The sequence below is a fragment of the Streptomyces sp. NPDC008121 genome (genome assembly GCF_042957155.1).
Lineage (GTDB): Bacteria > Actinomycetota > Actinomycetes > Streptomycetales > Streptomycetaceae > Streptomyces.
Genome location: NZ_JBIBHT010000007.1, coordinates 474,054 through 489,501 on the forward strand (window position 1 = coordinate 474,054; position 15,448 = coordinate 489,501).

Sequence of the window (15,448 nt, forward strand, 5' to 3'; positions counted from 1 at the left end):
TGCGCGTCCAGGAGCTCTCCGGCCTCCTCCGAGCGCCCGCACGGGAACGCCGCCGTCGACTCTCGGTGTGACCGCGGAACGGCGGTCAGTTGCAAAGCCACCGACACTGACCTCGTAGAGCTGCTGCGTACGACAGAGCACTTCGGGGGGTCGCTGCCCCGCAAGGTGAGGCAGACGAGGACGTCAGCGACCAGCCTGACCGCCTGCTCCTGGTTCACCTTGAAGTGCGACACCACTCAAAGAGCCGACCCTGCTCTTCGCCGAAGTCGAGCGGAACGGGTCGGCGCCTCGGGTTCGTCTTCACCAGTAGTTCACGAATCCACCACATTCCGCTTCCTTCCGTGGCAGCATCAGTGCCCTCCGTCACCGGAAACGCTTGGGGGCTGGTTGTGCGTACGGAAAAAGCGGTTCGTTGTCGGCGGGCGCTCGTGGGGGCGGCCGTGGTCGCCCTGGTGCTCGCTGGGTGTGAGGGGGGAGAGGACGTAGGGGCCTCGGATCCCAAGCCGGTCAAGGCCGCGTCCACGAGTGCCTCGCCGAAGGCCGTGGCGCCCGTCGTCGCGCTCCGGCTCGTGGACGACGAGGAGAGCGCGGACAGGGCAGGGGTCGTCGTCGCCGTGCTCGACAACGACACCGTCGCCAAGGAGCCGGGGGGTCAAGAGCGGCCGTTCTCCGAGGTGTTCGGGCCGGGGGCGTACGAGCTGGTCGTCGACTCGCCGCCCGAGTCCGGGACCGCCGAGGTCAGCGGGGTCTCCATCCGGTACACGCCCTCTACTGGGTTCAGTGGCGCGGACGAGTTCGTCTACCGGGTGAAGCCGAAGGACCCGGCCACGGCGGCTGCCACCGCCGTCGTACGCATCACCGTCGCTGCTCCCACGCCGACCCCGACGCCCACGCCCAAGCCGACCCCCGCGCCGACGCGTACGAAGAAGGCCGCTCCGCCCGCCGTGCTCTACCCGAACTGCGCCGCCGCCCGCGCGGCGGGCGCCGCCCCCGTGCGGCGGGGTGACCCCGGGTACGGCAGGCACCTCGACGGTGACGGGGACGGCACCGGCTGCGAGTCGTCCTCCGGGGGCGGGAGCGGTAGTGGGGGCGGCGGAGGGACCGGCGGTGGGGGCGGGGGCGATACGTACTACCGGAACTGTGCCGCCGCCCGTGCCGCCGGCGCGGCACCCGTGCGGGTCGGCGACCCCGGGTACGGGCGGCACCTCGACCGGGACGGGGACGGCGTCGCCTGCGAGTAGCCGGCGGCAGGGTCGTACCGTAGGTGGTCCGTCGATCGGAAGGTGTCCCGTCATGCCCCGCGTCCCCTCCCCCGCCATAGCCGCCGCCGGTCTCGTCGGGGGGTACGCCGTCGCGCGGTGGACCAAGAAGCGGCCGCTCGGGGGCGTCGTGCTCGCCGGGGCCGGGGCCGTCGCCGTGCGGGAGTGGCGGGAGGCCGCCGGAGGGAAGGCGGCCGCCGGGCTCGCGGCGGCCTATGTGGCCGCGTTCGCCGGGTCGCATCCGCTGGCGAAGAAGGTCGGGGCCTGGCCGGCGGTGTTCACCGTCGCCGGGGTCGTGGCCGGGGCCTCCTGGGCGCTTACGCGCGACAAGGGCTGAACGCCCCGCCCCCGCCGTACGTACTCAACGACGCATCTCCCCACAGTCGCCGGGCGGGTGAGCCGGAACTCACCCGCCCCGCGCACCACCACCGGAGCGAGGCCCGGCTCAGCCGCCCCGCGCACCACCGGGGCGAGGACCGCCCGGCTCAGCCGCCCAGGCCGTGGCTCACCGTGTAGATCACCAGGCCCGCCAGGGCGCCCACCACCGTGCCGTTGATGCGGATGAACTGCAGGTCGCGGCCGATGTTCGCCTCGATCTTCTTCGAGGTCTGGTCCGCGTCCCAGCTCGCGATCGTGTCCGTGATCAGCGAGGTGATCTCGGTGCGGTACGTCGTGACCACGTACCCCGCCGCGTCCTCGAGCCAGCCCTCCACCTTCTCCTGCAGGCGGGTGTCCGTCACCAGGCGCTTGCCCAGGGAGATCAGCGAGGCCCGGGCGCGCAGGCGCAGTTGGCTCTGGTCGTCCTCCGCCGCCGCGATGATCAGGCCCCGGACCGAGGCCCATGCCGAGGCGATGATGTCCTGGATCTCCGGGCGGGCCAGCAGCTCCGACTTCAGGCGCTCCACCCGTCCCCGGGTGTCCGTGTCCGCCTGGAGGTCGGCGGCGAAGTCCGTCAGGAAGCGGTCGATCGCGCCGCGCGCCGGGTGCGCCGGCATGTCCCGCATCTCGGTGACGAAGCGGAGCAGCTCCTTGTAGACCCGCTCCCCCACCCGGCGGTCCACGAAGCGGGGCGTCCAGCCGGGCGCGCCGCCCTGGACCGCGTCCATCACCGAGTCCCCGTGGAAGACGAGCCAGTCGTGGGCGCGGGCGCAGACCAGGTCCACCGCCCGGTGGTGCGCCCCGTCCGCGACCACCCGCTCCAGGGTCATGCCGATGCCCGGCGCGATCTCCGCCGCCTCCGCCCGCCGGGTGATCGCCTCGCCCACCACCGCCTGGACGTCGGAGTCCCGCAGCACGGTCAGCGCGCCGCGCAGCGCCGTCGCGAGCTCCCGCGTCACCCGGTCGGCGTGCGCCGGCTCGGCGAGCCAGGCCCCGACCCGGCCCGCGATGCCGAGCGCCCGCAGCCGGCCCCGTACCACCTCGGCCGACAGGAAGTTCTCGCCGACGAACGAGCCCAGCGTGACACCCAGCTGGTCCTTCTTCGTCGGGATGATCGCCGTGTGCGGGATCGGCAGCCCCAGCGGCCGCCGGAAGAGCGCCGTCACCGCGAACCAGTCGGCCAGCGCGCCCACCATGCCCGCCTCCGCCGCGGCGGCCACATAACCGGCCCAGGCGCCGGCCCCCGCGTTCTCCGCCCACGTCGCCAGGGCGTAGATCACCGCGACCACGAGCAGCAGACCGGTCGCGATCGTCTTCATCCGGCGGACGGCACGGCTCCGCTCCTCGTCCGCCGCCGTGTACGCGAACGCCGGCAACGACGAACGGACCCGTCCGCCCCCCGCGCCCCGCCCGACGCCCTCGCCTGCACCGGGGCCACCACCAGGGCCGGCACCGGCTGCCGCCCCGCCCGCGGAAGCCCGCCCGTCCTCGGAACCCGTGTCGCTCTCCATCGCACCTCCCTGTCTCAGGGACTACTCCCCGCACGCACGCCGAGTTCCCCCTGCCCGTACATCTTCGCGATCACCGCCTCGATATCCGGCTCCCGCACCGACAGATCCACCAGTGGATACGCCGCCGCCACCGCCGCGACGACCGGCGCCGCCGACGCGGACGACGGGAACGCCAGCACCTGACGCGGCCCCTCCGCACGGACGAACCGCGCCCCCGGCACCTCGATCGGCGGCAGCTCCCGCTCCAGGTCCACCACGAGCTGCCGTTCGCTCTCCCCCACCGCGTGCAGCCCCGCCAGCGCCCCGTCGTACATCAGCCGGCCGTGGTCGATCACCATCACCCGCTTGCAGAGCTGCTCGATGTCCGTCAGATCGTGGGTGGTGAGCAGCACGGTCGTGCCCCGGGAGGCGTTCAGCTCCCGCAGGAATTCGCGTACCCGCGCCTTCGACACCACGTCGAGGCCGATCGTCGGCTCGTCGAGGTACAGCACGTCCGGGTCGTGCAGCAGCGCCGCCGCGATGTCGCCGCGCATCCGCTGGCCGAGGGAGAGCTGGCGTACGGGTACGTCGAGCAGGTCGCCGAGCTCCAGCAGCTCCACGCAGCGGGCGAGGTTGGCGGCGAAGCGGTCGTCCGGGATCCGGTACATCCGGTGCATCAGGCGGTACGAGTCCTTCAGCGGCAGGTCCCACCACAGCGTGGTGCGCTGGCCGAACACCACCCCGATGCGCTGCGCGAGCCGCGTCCGCTCCCGGGACGGGTCGATGCCCGCGACGCGCAGCCGGCCGCCGCTCGGGGTCAGGATGCCGGTGAGCATCTTGATCGTCGTCGACTTGCCGGCGCCGTTCGGGCCGATGTAGCCGACCATCTCGCCGCGCCCCACGCCGAAGCTGATCCCGTCGACGGCCCGGACCTCACGCTTCTCGCGCCGTACGAGTCCCACCTTCCGGCGCACCGAGAAGACCTTCTCGACGTTCCGCAGCTCGATGAAGCCCCCACCGCCCCCCTCACCGGAAGCGCCGGAATCATCGGAAACGGCGGGATGGAGGGGGCGGGCGGGACCGGCGGAATGGAGGGGTTCGGTGGAGGACACGCTCAGCTCCCTGTCGATCGGTACGAACGGAGTCCGGTGCGCCAGGCCAGCCCGGCGAGCCCCCAGCACACCGCCGCGACCAGCGGCGACGCGAACGCGGCCGCGTCCGGCACCCCCGCCGGCGCCTCGCGGCCGAGGATGTACAGCGCCGGCAGCCAGTTCACGAACGCCAGCGGGACGACGTAGACGACCCCGCGCACCAGCTCCTGCGCGAAGATCGACGGCGGATACTGCAGCAAGGTGTTGCCGCCGTAGGTGAAGGCGTTGGTGACCTCGGCGGCGTCCTGGGCCCAGAACAGGACGGACGCGCCCACGACCATCACCGCCGCGAAGATCAGCGTGCCGCAGAGGACCGTCAGCGGCAGGAGCACCAGCTTGACCACCGTCCACTCCACGTCCAGGACCACCAGGCTCCACACGAGCACCAGCAGCCCCTGCGCGACCCGGCCGAGCCGGCGCAGCGCGAACTGGTCCGCCGCCACCTGCGCGAGGACGGGCGCCGGACGCATCAGGAAAGTGTCGAGCGAGCCGTCGCGCACCCGCCTGCCCATCCGCTGGAGCGAGCCCATGATCAGGTCGGTGAGCCCGAAGGAGGTGCCGGTCAGGCCGTAGAGGAAGGCGATCTCAGCGAACGAGAAGCCGCCCAGGCTCCGCACCTGACCGAACATCAGCAGGATGACGACGAAGTCGAAGAAGGTGATGACGAAGCTGGAGAGGAGGGTGAGCGCGAACGAGGCGCGGTAGGTCATCGTGGACCGGATCCACATCCCCGCCACCATGCGGTACGTACGCCAGAAGTCGGCGGCGTTCCGGCGGATCGCGGCGACCTTCCGGACCGCCCGCACCTGTCCGGCCGACCCCGTTCCGACCGCCCCGTCCCGGACCCCGTCCCGCTCCCGCGGCGAGACCTCAGCCACCCTGCACCACCACCTTCCGCGTCGCCGCCCACTGCGCCACCCGCCCCGCCCCGAGCAGCACGACCGCCCAGCAGGCCTGGAACGCGTACGCGCCGAGCAGCCCCCACCCCTCGTACCGCTCCAGGAAGACGTCCGCCGGGATCTGGAGCATCGACGCCCACGGCAGCACCCGCGCCACCTCGCCCAGCGCCCCGGGGAAGACGTTCAGCGGCAGCAGCATCCCGGAGAAGAACAGGCCGCCCAGCCAGGCGACCTGCGCCACGCCCTGCCCGTCGAGGAACCAGAACGCGCTCATCGCGACCAGGTACCAGATCGCGAAGCTGACCGTCGAGCCCAGCGCCACGGCGAGCACGAACGCCGCCCAGGTCCCCGGCCGGGACGGCAGCCGCAGGTCGAAGACGAGCGCCCCGACCGCCATCGGCGCCACCCCGCGGCCCAGCAGCTGGTACGCGGACCGGCCCAGGTTGGCCGAGAACCACCAGGCCTGCAGATCGGCGGGCCGGTAGAGGTCGACGGCGATGTCACCGGTCCGGATCCGCTCCATCACCTCTTCCTGGAACCCGCCGCCCATCAACCCGCAGGTGGCCAGCAGCGCCTGACCGATCCACACATAGGCCAGCGCGTCGGGCATCTCGTACCCGCCGAGCCGGGGCCTCTCGTCCCAGAGGGCGATATAGGTGTACGACAGGATGAAGCCGAAGACGGTGTTGGTGAACACGCCCGCGACCGTGGCCATGCGATACGTGGCATGGCGCCGGAACCCACCCGCGGCGACCGTCGCGTACAGCCGCACCACACACGCTCCCTCCACCCGGCACCGAAGCGCCCGACCCTAGCGGGGCGCGTACCGCCATCGCGAGTGGATTTCGAGTCGTATTCAAGGCTTCTGTCCGCGCGCGTGCAGTATGGGGTGAACATGCCCCCTTCGTCCGGTACGGGAGCTCCACCTATGAGCGACGGCCAGCCTCGGCAGCCCGGTTGGGAGCCCAGGGACCCCACCCTCCCCACCGCCTCCCCCGCCCGGCCACGGCCCGCGGGGAAGCCCAAGCGCCGGACCCGCGGCCGGCGCGTCCGGCGGTTCCTCCTCGGCACCCTGCTCCTCACCGTCCTGCTGCTGGCCGGCGGGTTCGCGGCCGGATACCTGCTGGTGGACATCCCGCCCGCCAACGCCGCCGCCGTCGCGCAGTCCAACCTCTACCTCTACGCCGACGGCACCCCGATCGCCCGCGACGGCGAGGTCAACCGCGAGAACGTACGCCTCGACCGGGTCCCGGAGACCGTCCGGCACGCCGTACTCGCCGCGGAGGACCGCGACTTCTACTCCCAGCCGGCGGTCGACCCCAAGGCCATGGTCCGCGCCGCCTGGAACACCCTGCGGGGCAAGGGCAGGCAGTCCGGCTCGACCATCACCCAGCAGTACGTCAAGAACTACTACCTCGTCCAGGAACAGACCCTCACCCGCAAGGCGAAGGAATTCTTCATCGCCATCAAGCTCAACCGCGAGAAGAGCAAGGACGCCATCTTCGAGGGTTACCTGAACACCAGTTACTTCGGCCGCAACGCCTACGGCATCCAGGCCGCCGCGCACGCCTACTACGACAAGGACGTGCAGGACCTGGAGACCGCCGAGGCCGCCTACCTCGCCTCCCTCCTCAACGCCCCCACCGCCTACGACCTGGCCGCGCGGCCCGAGAACCGGCCCAAGGTGCTCGCCCGCTGGAACTACGTCCTGAACGGCATGGTCAAGGAGCGCTGGCTCACCCCCTCCGCCCGGGCCGCCGCCGCCTTCCCCGCCCCGCTCCCCGCCCGCCCGGCGACCGGACTCTCCGGCCAGCGCGGCTACGTCGTCCAGGCCGTCGAGGACCATCTGGCCGCCCGGGGCGTCATCGACGCGAAGACCCTCGCCGGCGGCGGGTACCGCATCACGACCACCCTGGAGAAGCCGAAGCAGGACGCCTTCGCCGCCGCCGTCGACGAGCAGGTGACGTCCAGGCTCGACCCGGAGCGCAACCCCGTCGACCGCTTCGTCCGGGTGGGGGGCGCGGCGATCGAACCGGCCACCGGCCGGGTCCTCGCGCTGTACGGCGGCGTCGACTACACCGAGCAGTACGTCAACAACGCCACCCGCCGCGACTACCAGGTCGGCTCCACCTTCAAGCCCTTCGTCCTCGCTGCCGCCGTCGAGAACGCGGCACAGACCCAGGACGGCCGGACGATCACCCCGAACACCTATTACGACGGCACCAACAAGCGCCCGGTGGAGGGGTGGCCGGGCGACCTCTACGACCCGGCCAACGAGGACGACGTGTCGTACGGCCCGCTCACCGTCCGCGCGGCCACCGACCAGTCCGTCAACGCCGTGTACGCCCAGCTGGCGGTGGACGTCGGGCCCGCCGAGGTCAAGGAGACGGCGATCGCCCTCGGCCTGCCCGCGAAGACCCCCGACCTCAACGCCACCCCCTCGATCGCGCTCGGCCCGGCCACCGCCAGCGTCCTCGACATGGCACAGGCGTACGCCACCCTCGCCGACCACGGCACCCACCGCGCGTACACGCTGGTGGACAAGATCAGCAGGGACGGCCAGGAGCTGGAGCTGCCCGCCCCGGAGACCCGGCAGGCGATCGGCCGGGAGGCCGCCGACACGACGACATCGGTCCTGCGCGGGGTGGTGGAGAGCGGTACGGGCAAGGCGGCGCTGTCGGCCGGCCGCCCGGCCGCCGGAAAGACGGGCACGGCCGAGGAGGACCGGGCCGCCTGGTTCGCGGGCTTCACACCCGATCTCGCGACGGTGGTCACCGTGATGGGCCAGGACCCGAAGACGGGCCGGCAGAAACCGCTGTACGGAGCGCTCGGCCTGCCCCGGATCGACGGCGGCGGGGCGCCGGCGGAGGTCTGGGGCCACTTCACCCGCGAGGCGCTGTCCGGGACCGCGCCGAAGGATTTCGACCTGCGGATCGCGGCGGGCGCGGAGGAGGTCCTCGAACCGATGGATCCGCAGGACCCCCTCGCCCCGGAGCGCTCCGGGGACCCGCGCGACCCCCGGGACCCCGGCGGCACACGGGAACCGGGACGCCCGGGCCGCTCGGAACAGGCCGAGGAGCCCGGACGCCCCGGCTGGCCGGAAAGCGCCGCCCGCCCGGACACACCCCGGGCCGAGGACCGCGTCCAGCGGTACCGGCCCGGCGGGGCGGGCACCCCCTAGTGGCCGGAGGTCGCCTTCAGGCCCACCACCGCGACCAGCAGCAGACAGACGAAGAAGATCCGCGCCGCCGTCGCCGGCTCGCCGAGCACGACCATGCCGAGCACCGCGGCACCGGCCGCGCCGATGCCCACCCACACGCCGTACGCCGTACCGATGGGCAGCGACTTGGCGGCCTGCGACAACAGGAGCATGGAGGCGACGATCCCGGCGCCCGTGAGAAGGCTCGGCCAGAGACGGGTGAAGCCGTCGGTGTACTTCATACCGATGGACCAGCCGACTTCGAGCACACCGGCTATGACGAGAAGAACCCAGGCCACGACGAACAACACCTCCGCGAGACGGATCAACAGGGGTGCGTCGTCTTTGCGATTCCTGGGAAGGCCCGGTACGGCGCGTCTCGTCGGGTGTCTCCAGGCTAGCAAACGGCAGACGAAAGACCTGGTGACCATGGTCACCAGGTCTCGGGTCCGGCCCCGCGCCGAGCCCCGTACGGGACGGCGGGCGGCTCCGCGGCAGGCGGCGGGCCGCGGGCGCTACAGGTACAGGCCGGTGGAGTCCGTGGACCCCTGGAAGCGGTCCGCCGCCACCGCGTGCAGGTCGCGCTCGCGCATCAGGACGTACGCCACGCCCCGCACCTCGACCTCGGCCCGGTCCTCGGGGTCGTACAGGACCCGGTCGCCGGTCTCGACGGTGCGGACGTTCTGGCCGACGGCGACGACCTCGGCCCAGGCCAGCCGGCGCCCGACCGCGGCGGTCGCCGGGATCAGGATGCCGCCGCCCGAGCGCCGCTCGCCCTCGGGAGAGTCGGTCCGGACCAGGACGCGGTCGTGCAGCATCCTGATGGGCAGCTTGTCGTGCGTGTTCTCGCTCACGCCCCGAAACCTACCTGCCCGGGCGTGTCGGCCGTAGCCGGGTGGGGGTCACGGGGAAGGTCATCCCTTGCGCCGCCGGGACGAGGTCGCCAGCAGCCCCACGAGGGCCACGGCGACCAGGGCCACCGGCACGACCCGCTCGAGCCGCGGCGCGCCGTCGGCGTGGGTGAAGCGGGCCTTCACGCCGGAGACGGTCCGGTTGACGGCGACGAACGCCCGTCCGGCGGTGTGGTCGACCGACGAGGCGACCCTCGCCTTCGCGTCGCCGATGATCGTCTTCGGATGCATCCGAATACCGATCTCGTCGAGAGTCTCGGCAAGCTGGTCGCGCCGGCGGACGATGTCCGCCTCGATCTGCGCAGGGGTCCTGGCGTCCGACACCGCGCTGCCTCCGTTGTCGTCATCGGTTCGTTGATGGACAGTCTGTCAGCTTCCGCGCTCTCGGGTTGTCCTCGACCCCCATTAGGCTCTTCTGGCGTACGCGTCCATCCTCCGAGGAGAGCCATGAGCGAGCGACTTCAGCCCGGCGACACCGCCCCCGCCTTCACCCTGCCCGACGCGGACGGCAACGAGGTCTCGCTGGCCGACCACAAGGGCCGCAAGGTCATCGTGTACTTCTACCCCGCCGCCCTGACGCCCGGCTGCACCAAGCAGGCCTGCGACTTCACCGACAACCTGGACGTGCTGGCCGCCGCGGGCTACGACGTCATCGGCGTGTCCCCGGACAAGCCGGAGAAGCTGGCGAAGTTCCGCGAGCAGGAGTCCCTGCGGGTGACGCTGGTCGGCGACCCGTCGAAGGAGGTGCTGGAGGCGTACGGCGCCTTCGGCGAGAAGAAGTTGTACGGCAAGACGGTGACGGGCGTCATCCGCTCGACGGTCGTCGTCGACGAGGAGGGCAAGGTCGAGCGGGCGCTCTACAACGTCAAGGCGACCGGGCATGTCGCCAAGATCCTCCGGGACCTGGAGATCCAGGCCTGACCGCCCGGGCCCGGCCCGACCGTCCGGGCCCAGGCCCGACCGTCCCGCGCCGGGCCTAACCCGGCGCCCGGCCTGACCGTCCGGCGCCCGGACGGAGGGCCCAGGGCGGGGTGACGGACGTCCCAATGACCGGTGACTTCCGTTTGTGAACGGCGTGACCGCGCAGATGTTCCTCTTGGAGTTCCATGCCCCGAGAAAGGACGTACGGTCATGCCGGCCACCGACCGCGACAACGCGGCCGACCCCGAGGCCCTGAAACGCCACCCCCGGCTGTTCAGGGCCATCACGCGTCGGCAGCAGCCCAGACTGCGCCGGACGGACATCACGGTGACCGACGAGGCGGCGGTCAAGCGGGCCGTGAAGGCGGCCTCGCTCGGCAATGCCATGGAGTGGTTCGACTTCGGCATCTACGCCTACCTCGCGGTCACCCTCGGCCACGTCTTCTTCCCGTCCGGGAACGACACGGTCCAGCTGCTGTCGTCGTTCGCGACCTTCGCCGTCGCCTTCCTTGTCCGCCCGCTCGGCGGCATGTTCTTCGGCCCGATGGGCGACCGGATCGGACGCAAGAAGGTCCTGGCGCTGACCATGATCCTGATGGCGGTCGGCACGTTCGCGATCGGCCTGATCCCGTCGTACGCCTCGATCGGCTTCTGGGCACCGGTGCTGCTGGTCTTCTTCCGGATGCTCCAGGGCTTCTCCACCGGCGGTGAGTACGGCGGCGCCTCGACCTTCATCGCGGAGTACGCCCCCGACCGCCGCCGCGGCTTCTTCGGCAGCTTCCTGGAGTTCGGCACCCTCGCCGGCTACGTCGGCGCGGCCGGTCTCGTCACGGCGCTGACCGCCTGGCTCGGCTCCGACACGATGGAGGCCTGGGGCTGGCGCGTGCCGTTCCTGGTGGCCGGACCGCTCGGCCTGGTGGGTCTCTACCTCCGGATGCGGCTCGACGAGACGCCCGCGTTCCAGAAGCTGGAGAGCGAGTCGGCGCACGCCTCGGAGGCCGCCGACACCGTGGAGACCTCGACCAAGGGCGACCTGGCCAAGATCTTCCGGCAGCAGTGGCCGACGCTGATCCTGTGCATCGCCCTGGTGGGCGCGTACAACATCACCGACTACATGCTGCTCTCGTACATGCCGACGTACCTCTCCGACGAACTCGGCTACAGCGAGACGCACGGCCTGCTGATCCTGCTGCTCGTGATGGCCTTCCTGATGCTGATCATCACGCAGGTAGGACGGCTGAACGACCGCTTCGGGCGCAAGCCGGTCCTGATGGCGGGCATGCTCGGGTTCCTCTTCCTCTCGCTCCCGGCGTTCCTGCTGATCGGCCAGGGCGGGATCCCGGCGATCACGGCGGGCATGCTGATGCTCGGCCTGTCGCTGGTCTGCATGCTGGGGACGATGTCGGCGGCGCTCCCGGCGCTCTTCCCGACGAACGTGCGGTACGGCTCCCTGTCGGTCGGCTACAACCTGTCGGCCTCCCTCTTCGGCGGCACGACGCCGCTGGTCATCACGGCCCTGATCAGCGCGACCGGCAGCAACCTGATGCCCGCGTACTACGCGATGGCCGCGGCGCTCGTCGGCGTAGTGGCGGTGGCCTGCATGAAGGAGACCGCACAGAAGCCGCTGGAGGGCTCGCCCCCGTCGGTGGAGACCCCGGAGGAAGCGGCGGAACTGGTCCTGGCCCAGACGCCCGAACCGAAGTTCTGACCCTCCGACCGACCTCCCGCCGACCCACGAAGGGCCACGAACGGCCCGCACCGGATACCGCCGGCGCGGGCCGTTCGCGCGTTCCCCCCCGATCCGATGCCGCACGCGTACGCGATATGACGTGACCGTCCGATATTCGGCTCGTTACTCCGTACGAGATCCGTACAAGGAGGGGACCCATGGGGGCGAGCGTGTACACGCGAGAGCGGCTCGCGGAGGCGGCGCGTACGTCGCGGACGTTGTCGGAAGCGCTGGGGAAACTGGGGGTGGATCCGCGGAGCGGCACCCGGAGGTACGTCCGCGAGCGGATGCGGAAGCTGGGCGTGGACACGGCCCACTTCGAGCGGGAGGGGGTGCGGTGGACCCGGGAGGTTCTGGAAGAGGCGGTGGCGGCGTCGACGAACATGTGCGAGGTGCTGCGCCGGCTGGGGGTGGAGGTCGTGGGCGGGCAGCACACGCACATCAGTCGCCGGATCAAGGCGTACGGGATCGACACCTCGCACTTCACACCGCCGACACGCATCGGGGCGATGCAGGAGAACCGCCACCGGCGCAGCGCCGACGAGGTCCTCGTGGACGGCACGGGAGAGCACGTAAGGCGCACGCCGAGCGAACGGCTCAGGCGAGCGTTGCGCGAGGCAGGGATGGAGGTGCGCTGCGCGCTCTGCGAGATCGAACAAACCTGGCTGGGTCGTCCGCTCCCCCTGGAGGTTGATCACATCGACGGTAACTGGCGCGACAACCGAATCGAGAACCTGCGGTTGCTCTGCCCCAACTGCCACTCGACGACGGACACCTATCGGGGCCGGCGCAAAGGCCGCGTCTCATGACGGAGGGAGTGCGCTATACCCGGGAGCGTCTGGTCGAGGCGGCCGCACAGTGCGAGAACATCGACGAGGTCATCGCCTTTTTCGGCACGCGACCCTACCCGCGCCTGCGCTCGTATCTCTGGCAGCGGTTCGAGTGTTACGGCATCGATGTCTCGCATTTCCCCCGGCGCGGCTATCGCAGGTGTCTGCCGCGACCGTCGGCTCCTGATCTGTCCAACGCCGTGGCTGCTTCCACCTCCCTGGCCGGGACGCTGCGCCACCTCGGAAGGCCGGTGAGCTCCAACCAGACGACATGTTTGAAGCAATGGATCGCCGGGGACCGACTGTCCACCGCCCACTTCCTCGGGCAAGGCCACCAGCGGGGCAAGCCCGGGAGCAGACCCCCGCGAAAGGCAGCGGATCTGCTCGTGCAGCATGAGGGCAGACGCCGGACCCCGGCGAGACATTTGCGCCGAGCCCTCGCGGAGATCGGGGTGCCGGAGCAATGCGCACGGTGCGGCACGGGCCCTGTCTGGCTCGGAAGGCCCATGACTCTCGAGATCGACCACGTCAACGGCGACTGGAGCGATGACCGCGCCGAGAACCTGCGGCTGCTGTGCCCCAACTGCCATGCGGTCACCGACACCTGGTGCAGGGGAGGCAAGCGCAGGGCGGCGCCCTCGGGCCAGTAAGGTAGTCAAACGGGGCCCGTATCCCAGCTGGCAAGAGGACGCCGGTTTAGATCCGGTGCGTCGTGGGTTCGAGTCCCACCGGGCCCACTCGAACGGGCGCGCCACCCCCCGGGGTGCCGCGCCCCTCTCGTCTCAGCCCAGCAGCTCCCGCACCACCGGTACCAGCGCCCTGAACGCCTTCCCCCGGTGGCTGATCGCGTTCTTCTCCTGCGGCGTCAGTTCCGCGCACGTCACGTCGTACCCCTCCGGCTCCAGGATCGGGTCGTAGCCGAAGCCGTTCGTTCCCACCGGGGTGTGGCGCAGGGTGCCCTCCAGGCGGCCTTCGACCACGCGTTCCGTGCCGTCGGGGAGGGCGAGGGCCGCGGCGCAGGTGAAGGCGGCGCCGCGGTGGGGGGTGGCGATGTCGGCGAGTTGGGCCAGGAGGAGGTCGAGGTTGGCGCGGTCGTCGCCGTGGCGGCCGGCCCAGCGTGCCGAGAAGATGCCGGGGGCGCCGTTCAGGACGTCGACGCAGAGGCCGGAGTCGTCGGCGACGGCGGGCAGGCCGGTGGCCTGGGCCAGGGCGTGGGCCTTGAGGAGGGCGTTCTCGGCGAAGGTGACGCCGGTCTCCTTGACGTCGGGGATCTCCGGGTACGCGTCCGCGCCGACGAGGTCGTGGGGCAGACCGGCGTCGGCGAGGATGGCGTGGAGTTCGGTGATCTTTCCGGCGTTGCGGGTGGCGAGGATCAGACGGGTCATGGGTCCGATTATCCCGGTGTGCAGACCTTGCCGATCTCGGTGGCGGCGTCCGTGACGGGCTTGATGTCCGGGGTGGTGTCGCCGTTGTTCACGGCGGTGCGGACGGAGTCGACGCCCTTGGTGAGGTCGTCGACGGCCTTGGAGAGGTCGGCGTTGTCCGTGGTGTCCTTGAGGTTGCCCAGCTCGGTGGAGATGTCGTTGAGGGCTTCGTTGAGCTGGGTGGGGTCGTTGGAGGCGTTGGAGACGGCCTGCTCGAGCTTGTCCACGCTGGTGGCTATGGCGTCGGCGGTGGCGACGCAGTCCATGGCCTTGTCGAGGGCTCCGCAGCCGACGAGGGTGGTGGTGAGCACGGCGGCCGTGGCCGCGGCGAAGGCGAGTCGGCGCTTCAAGTCGGGTCCTCCCCTGGTGTACGGAAACGGGCGCACGGTCGGACCGTGCGCCCGTGTCACGGAGGACGCCGTTGTGGGTCTCCGTGGTTGCCACGCCTGTCCGCCCCGACCACGCCGGGCGGGGCGGTGGTGGGCGGGGCCGGGCTGTCTCGGTGGTTAGAGCGTGCCTTCGAGGGCCTGGCGCTGGAGTTCGGCGAGTTCGGTGCAGCCGCCGGAGGCCAGGTCGAGGAGGGCGTTGAGCTCCTTGCGGTCGAAGGGCTCGGCTTCGGCGGTGCCCTGGACCTCGACGAAGCGGCCGTCGCCGGTGCAGACGACGTTCATGTCGGTCTCGGCGCGGACGTCCTCTTCGTAGCAGAGGTCGAGGAGGGGGACGCCGTCGACGATGCCGACGGAGACGGCGGCGACGGTGCCGGTGAGGGGCTTGCGGCCGGCCTTGACGAGCTTCTTGGTCTGGGCCCAGGCGACGGCGTCGGCGAGGGCGACGTAGGCGCCGGTGATGGCGGCGGTGCGGGTGCCGCCGTCGGCCTGGAGGACGTCGCAGTCGAGGACGATGGTGTTCTCGCCGAGCGCCTTGTAGTCGATCACGGCGCGCAGGGAGCGGCCGATGAGGCGGGAGATCTCGTGGGTGCGGCCGCCGATCTTGCCGCGGACGGATTCGCGGTCGCCCCGGGTGTTGGTGGAGCGGGGGAGCATCGAGTACTCGCCGGTGACCCAGCCTTCTCCGCTGCCCTTGCGCCAGCGCGGGACGCCTTCGGTGACGGAGGCGGTGCAGAAGACCTTGGTGTCGCCGAAGGAGACGAGGACGGAGCCCTCGGCGTGCTTGCTCCATCCGCGTTCGATGGTGACGGGGCGGAGCTGTTCGGGGGTACGGCCGTCGATACGAGACATGGGACGAGCGTAGCCGTACG

The 15,448-nt window shown here is 71.4% G+C and carries 16 protein-coding genes, 1 tRNA gene, 1 pseudogene and 1 riboswitch; of the genes and pseudogenes, 8 read left to right on the forward strand and 10 right to left on the reverse strand.

The window, feature by feature from the left end; translation table 11 throughout:
- Positions 1–542: 542 nt before the first annotated feature.
- Both ACFZBD_RS24755 and ACFZBD_RS24760 read left to right on the forward strand, forming a co-directional pair.
- Positions 543–1,241 (forward strand): excalibur calcium-binding domain-containing protein, encoded by a 699-nt coding sequence (locus ACFZBD_RS24755; protein WP_391143194.1) that lies wholly within the window; start codon positions 543–545, stop codon positions 1,239–1,241.
- Between the two features lie 52 nt (positions 1,242–1,293).
- Positions 1,294–1,596, forward strand: coding sequence for a hypothetical protein (locus tag ACFZBD_RS24760; RefSeq protein ID WP_391143197.1), 303 nt, complete (start codon positions 1,294–1,296; stop codon positions 1,594–1,596).
- A gap of 148 nt (positions 1,597–1,744) precedes the next feature.
- Here ACFZBD_RS24760 and ACFZBD_RS24765 read toward each other — a convergent pair whose 3' ends face one another.
- The 4 genes from ACFZBD_RS24765 to ACFZBD_RS24780 form a co-directional block, all read right to left on the reverse strand.
- Complete coding sequence (locus ACFZBD_RS24765) at positions 1,745–3,148, reverse strand: DUF445 family protein (RefSeq protein WP_391143199.1); 1,404 nt, start codon at positions 3,146–3,148, stop codon at positions 1,745–1,747.
- Between the two features lie 14 nt (positions 3,149–3,162).
- Positions 3,163–4,134: an ATP-binding cassette domain-containing protein gene (locus ACFZBD_RS24770; RefSeq protein ID WP_391143363.1), complete on the reverse strand. Its 972-nt coding sequence runs from the start codon at positions 4,132–4,134 to the stop codon at positions 3,163–3,165.
- Between the two features lie 107 nt (positions 4,135–4,241).
- On the reverse strand, positions 4,242–5,018 hold the full coding sequence (locus tag ACFZBD_RS24775) for an ABC-2 family transporter protein (RefSeq protein ID WP_391143366.1): 777 nt from the start codon (positions 5,016–5,018) through the stop codon (positions 4,242–4,244).
- A gap of 130 nt (positions 5,019–5,148) precedes the next feature.
- The gene (locus ACFZBD_RS24780) at positions 5,149–5,949 is read right to left on the reverse strand and encodes an ABC-2 family transporter protein (RefSeq protein ID WP_391143369.1); all 801 of its coding nucleotides are present in this window, start codon (positions 5,947–5,949) and stop codon (positions 5,149–5,151) included.
- A 156-nt stretch (positions 5,950–6,105) separates the two neighbouring features.
- Here ACFZBD_RS24780 and ACFZBD_RS24785 point away from each other — a divergent pair.
- Positions 6,106–8,452 (forward strand): annotated as a pseudogene (locus ACFZBD_RS24785) (transglycosylase domain-containing protein); the annotation flags it as partial.
- Here the strand turns inward: ACFZBD_RS24785 and ACFZBD_RS24790 are convergent.
- The 3 genes from ACFZBD_RS24790 to ACFZBD_RS24800 all read right to left on the reverse strand — a co-directional run bounded on the left by ACFZBD_RS24790 (position 8,355) and on the right by ACFZBD_RS24800 (position 9,611).
- Complete coding sequence (locus tag ACFZBD_RS24790; protein WP_391143372.1) at positions 8,355–8,675, reverse strand: SMR family transporter; 321 nt, start codon at positions 8,673–8,675, stop codon at positions 8,355–8,357. The pseudogene ACFZBD_RS24785 and the gene ACFZBD_RS24790 sit on opposite strands and share 98 nt — an antisense overlap.
- A 34-nt stretch (positions 8,676–8,709) precedes the next feature.
- Positions 8,710–8,785, reverse strand: a riboswitch (guanidine-III (ykkC-III) riboswitch).
- A 106-nt stretch (positions 8,786–8,891) separates the two neighbouring features.
- On the reverse strand, positions 8,892–9,230 hold the full coding sequence (locus ACFZBD_RS24795) for a co-chaperone GroES (protein ID WP_365715335.1): 339 nt from the start codon (positions 9,228–9,230) through the stop codon (positions 8,892–8,894).
- Between the two features lie 60 nt (positions 9,231–9,290).
- On the reverse strand, positions 9,291–9,611 hold the full coding sequence (locus tag ACFZBD_RS24800; RefSeq protein ID WP_391143203.1) for a DUF3618 domain-containing protein: 321 nt from the start codon (positions 9,609–9,611) through the stop codon (positions 9,291–9,293).
- Between the two features lie 123 nt (positions 9,612–9,734).
- Between ACFZBD_RS24800 and bcp the strand changes: the two genes are divergently transcribed.
- From bcp to ACFZBD_RS24825, 5 genes are all read left to right on the forward strand, one after another.
- The gene (gene bcp / locus ACFZBD_RS24805) at positions 9,735–10,208 is read left to right on the forward strand and encodes a thioredoxin-dependent thiol peroxidase (protein ID WP_391143207.1); all 474 of its coding nucleotides are present in this window, start codon (positions 9,735–9,737) and stop codon (positions 10,206–10,208) included.
- A gap of 210 nt (positions 10,209–10,418) precedes the next feature.
- Complete coding sequence (proP, locus tag ACFZBD_RS24810) at positions 10,419–11,915, forward strand: glycine betaine/L-proline transporter ProP (protein ID WP_391143210.1); 1,497 nt, start codon at positions 10,419–10,421, stop codon at positions 11,913–11,915.
- Positions 11,916–12,094: 179 nt separating this feature from the next.
- A complete protein-coding gene (locus ACFZBD_RS24815) occupies positions 12,095–12,745 on the forward strand; it encodes an HNH endonuclease (RefSeq protein ID WP_391143213.1) in 651 nt (216 codons plus the stop codon).
- Between the two features lie 527 nt (positions 12,746–13,272).
- On the forward strand, positions 13,273–13,416 hold the full coding sequence (locus ACFZBD_RS24820; RefSeq protein WP_391143216.1) for a hypothetical protein: 144 nt from the start codon (positions 13,273–13,275) through the stop codon (positions 13,414–13,416).
- A 12-nt stretch (positions 13,417–13,428) separates the two neighbouring features.
- A tRNA-Leu gene (locus ACFZBD_RS24825) sits at positions 13,429–13,503 on the forward strand.
- Positions 13,504–13,548: 45 nt separating this feature from the next.
- Here ACFZBD_RS24825 and rdgB read toward each other — a convergent pair.
- The 3 genes from rdgB to rph all read right to left on the reverse strand — a co-directional run bounded on the left by rdgB (position 13,549) and on the right by rph (position 15,428).
- Positions 13,549–14,151, reverse strand: coding sequence for an RdgB/HAM1 family non-canonical purine NTP pyrophosphatase (rdgB, locus tag ACFZBD_RS24830; RefSeq protein WP_391143219.1), 603 nt, complete (start codon positions 14,149–14,151; stop codon positions 13,549–13,551).
- A gap of 8 nt (positions 14,152–14,159) precedes the next feature.
- On the reverse strand, positions 14,160–14,540 hold the full coding sequence (locus ACFZBD_RS24835) for a hypothetical protein (RefSeq protein ID WP_391143223.1): 381 nt from the start codon (positions 14,538–14,540) through the stop codon (positions 14,160–14,162).
- Between the two features lie 156 nt (positions 14,541–14,696).
- Entirely contained in the window at positions 14,697–15,428 is a 732-nt protein-coding gene (rph, locus tag ACFZBD_RS24840) for a ribonuclease PH (RefSeq protein ID WP_391143226.1), read from the reverse strand.
- Between the last annotated feature and the right edge of the window lie 20 nt (positions 15,429–15,448).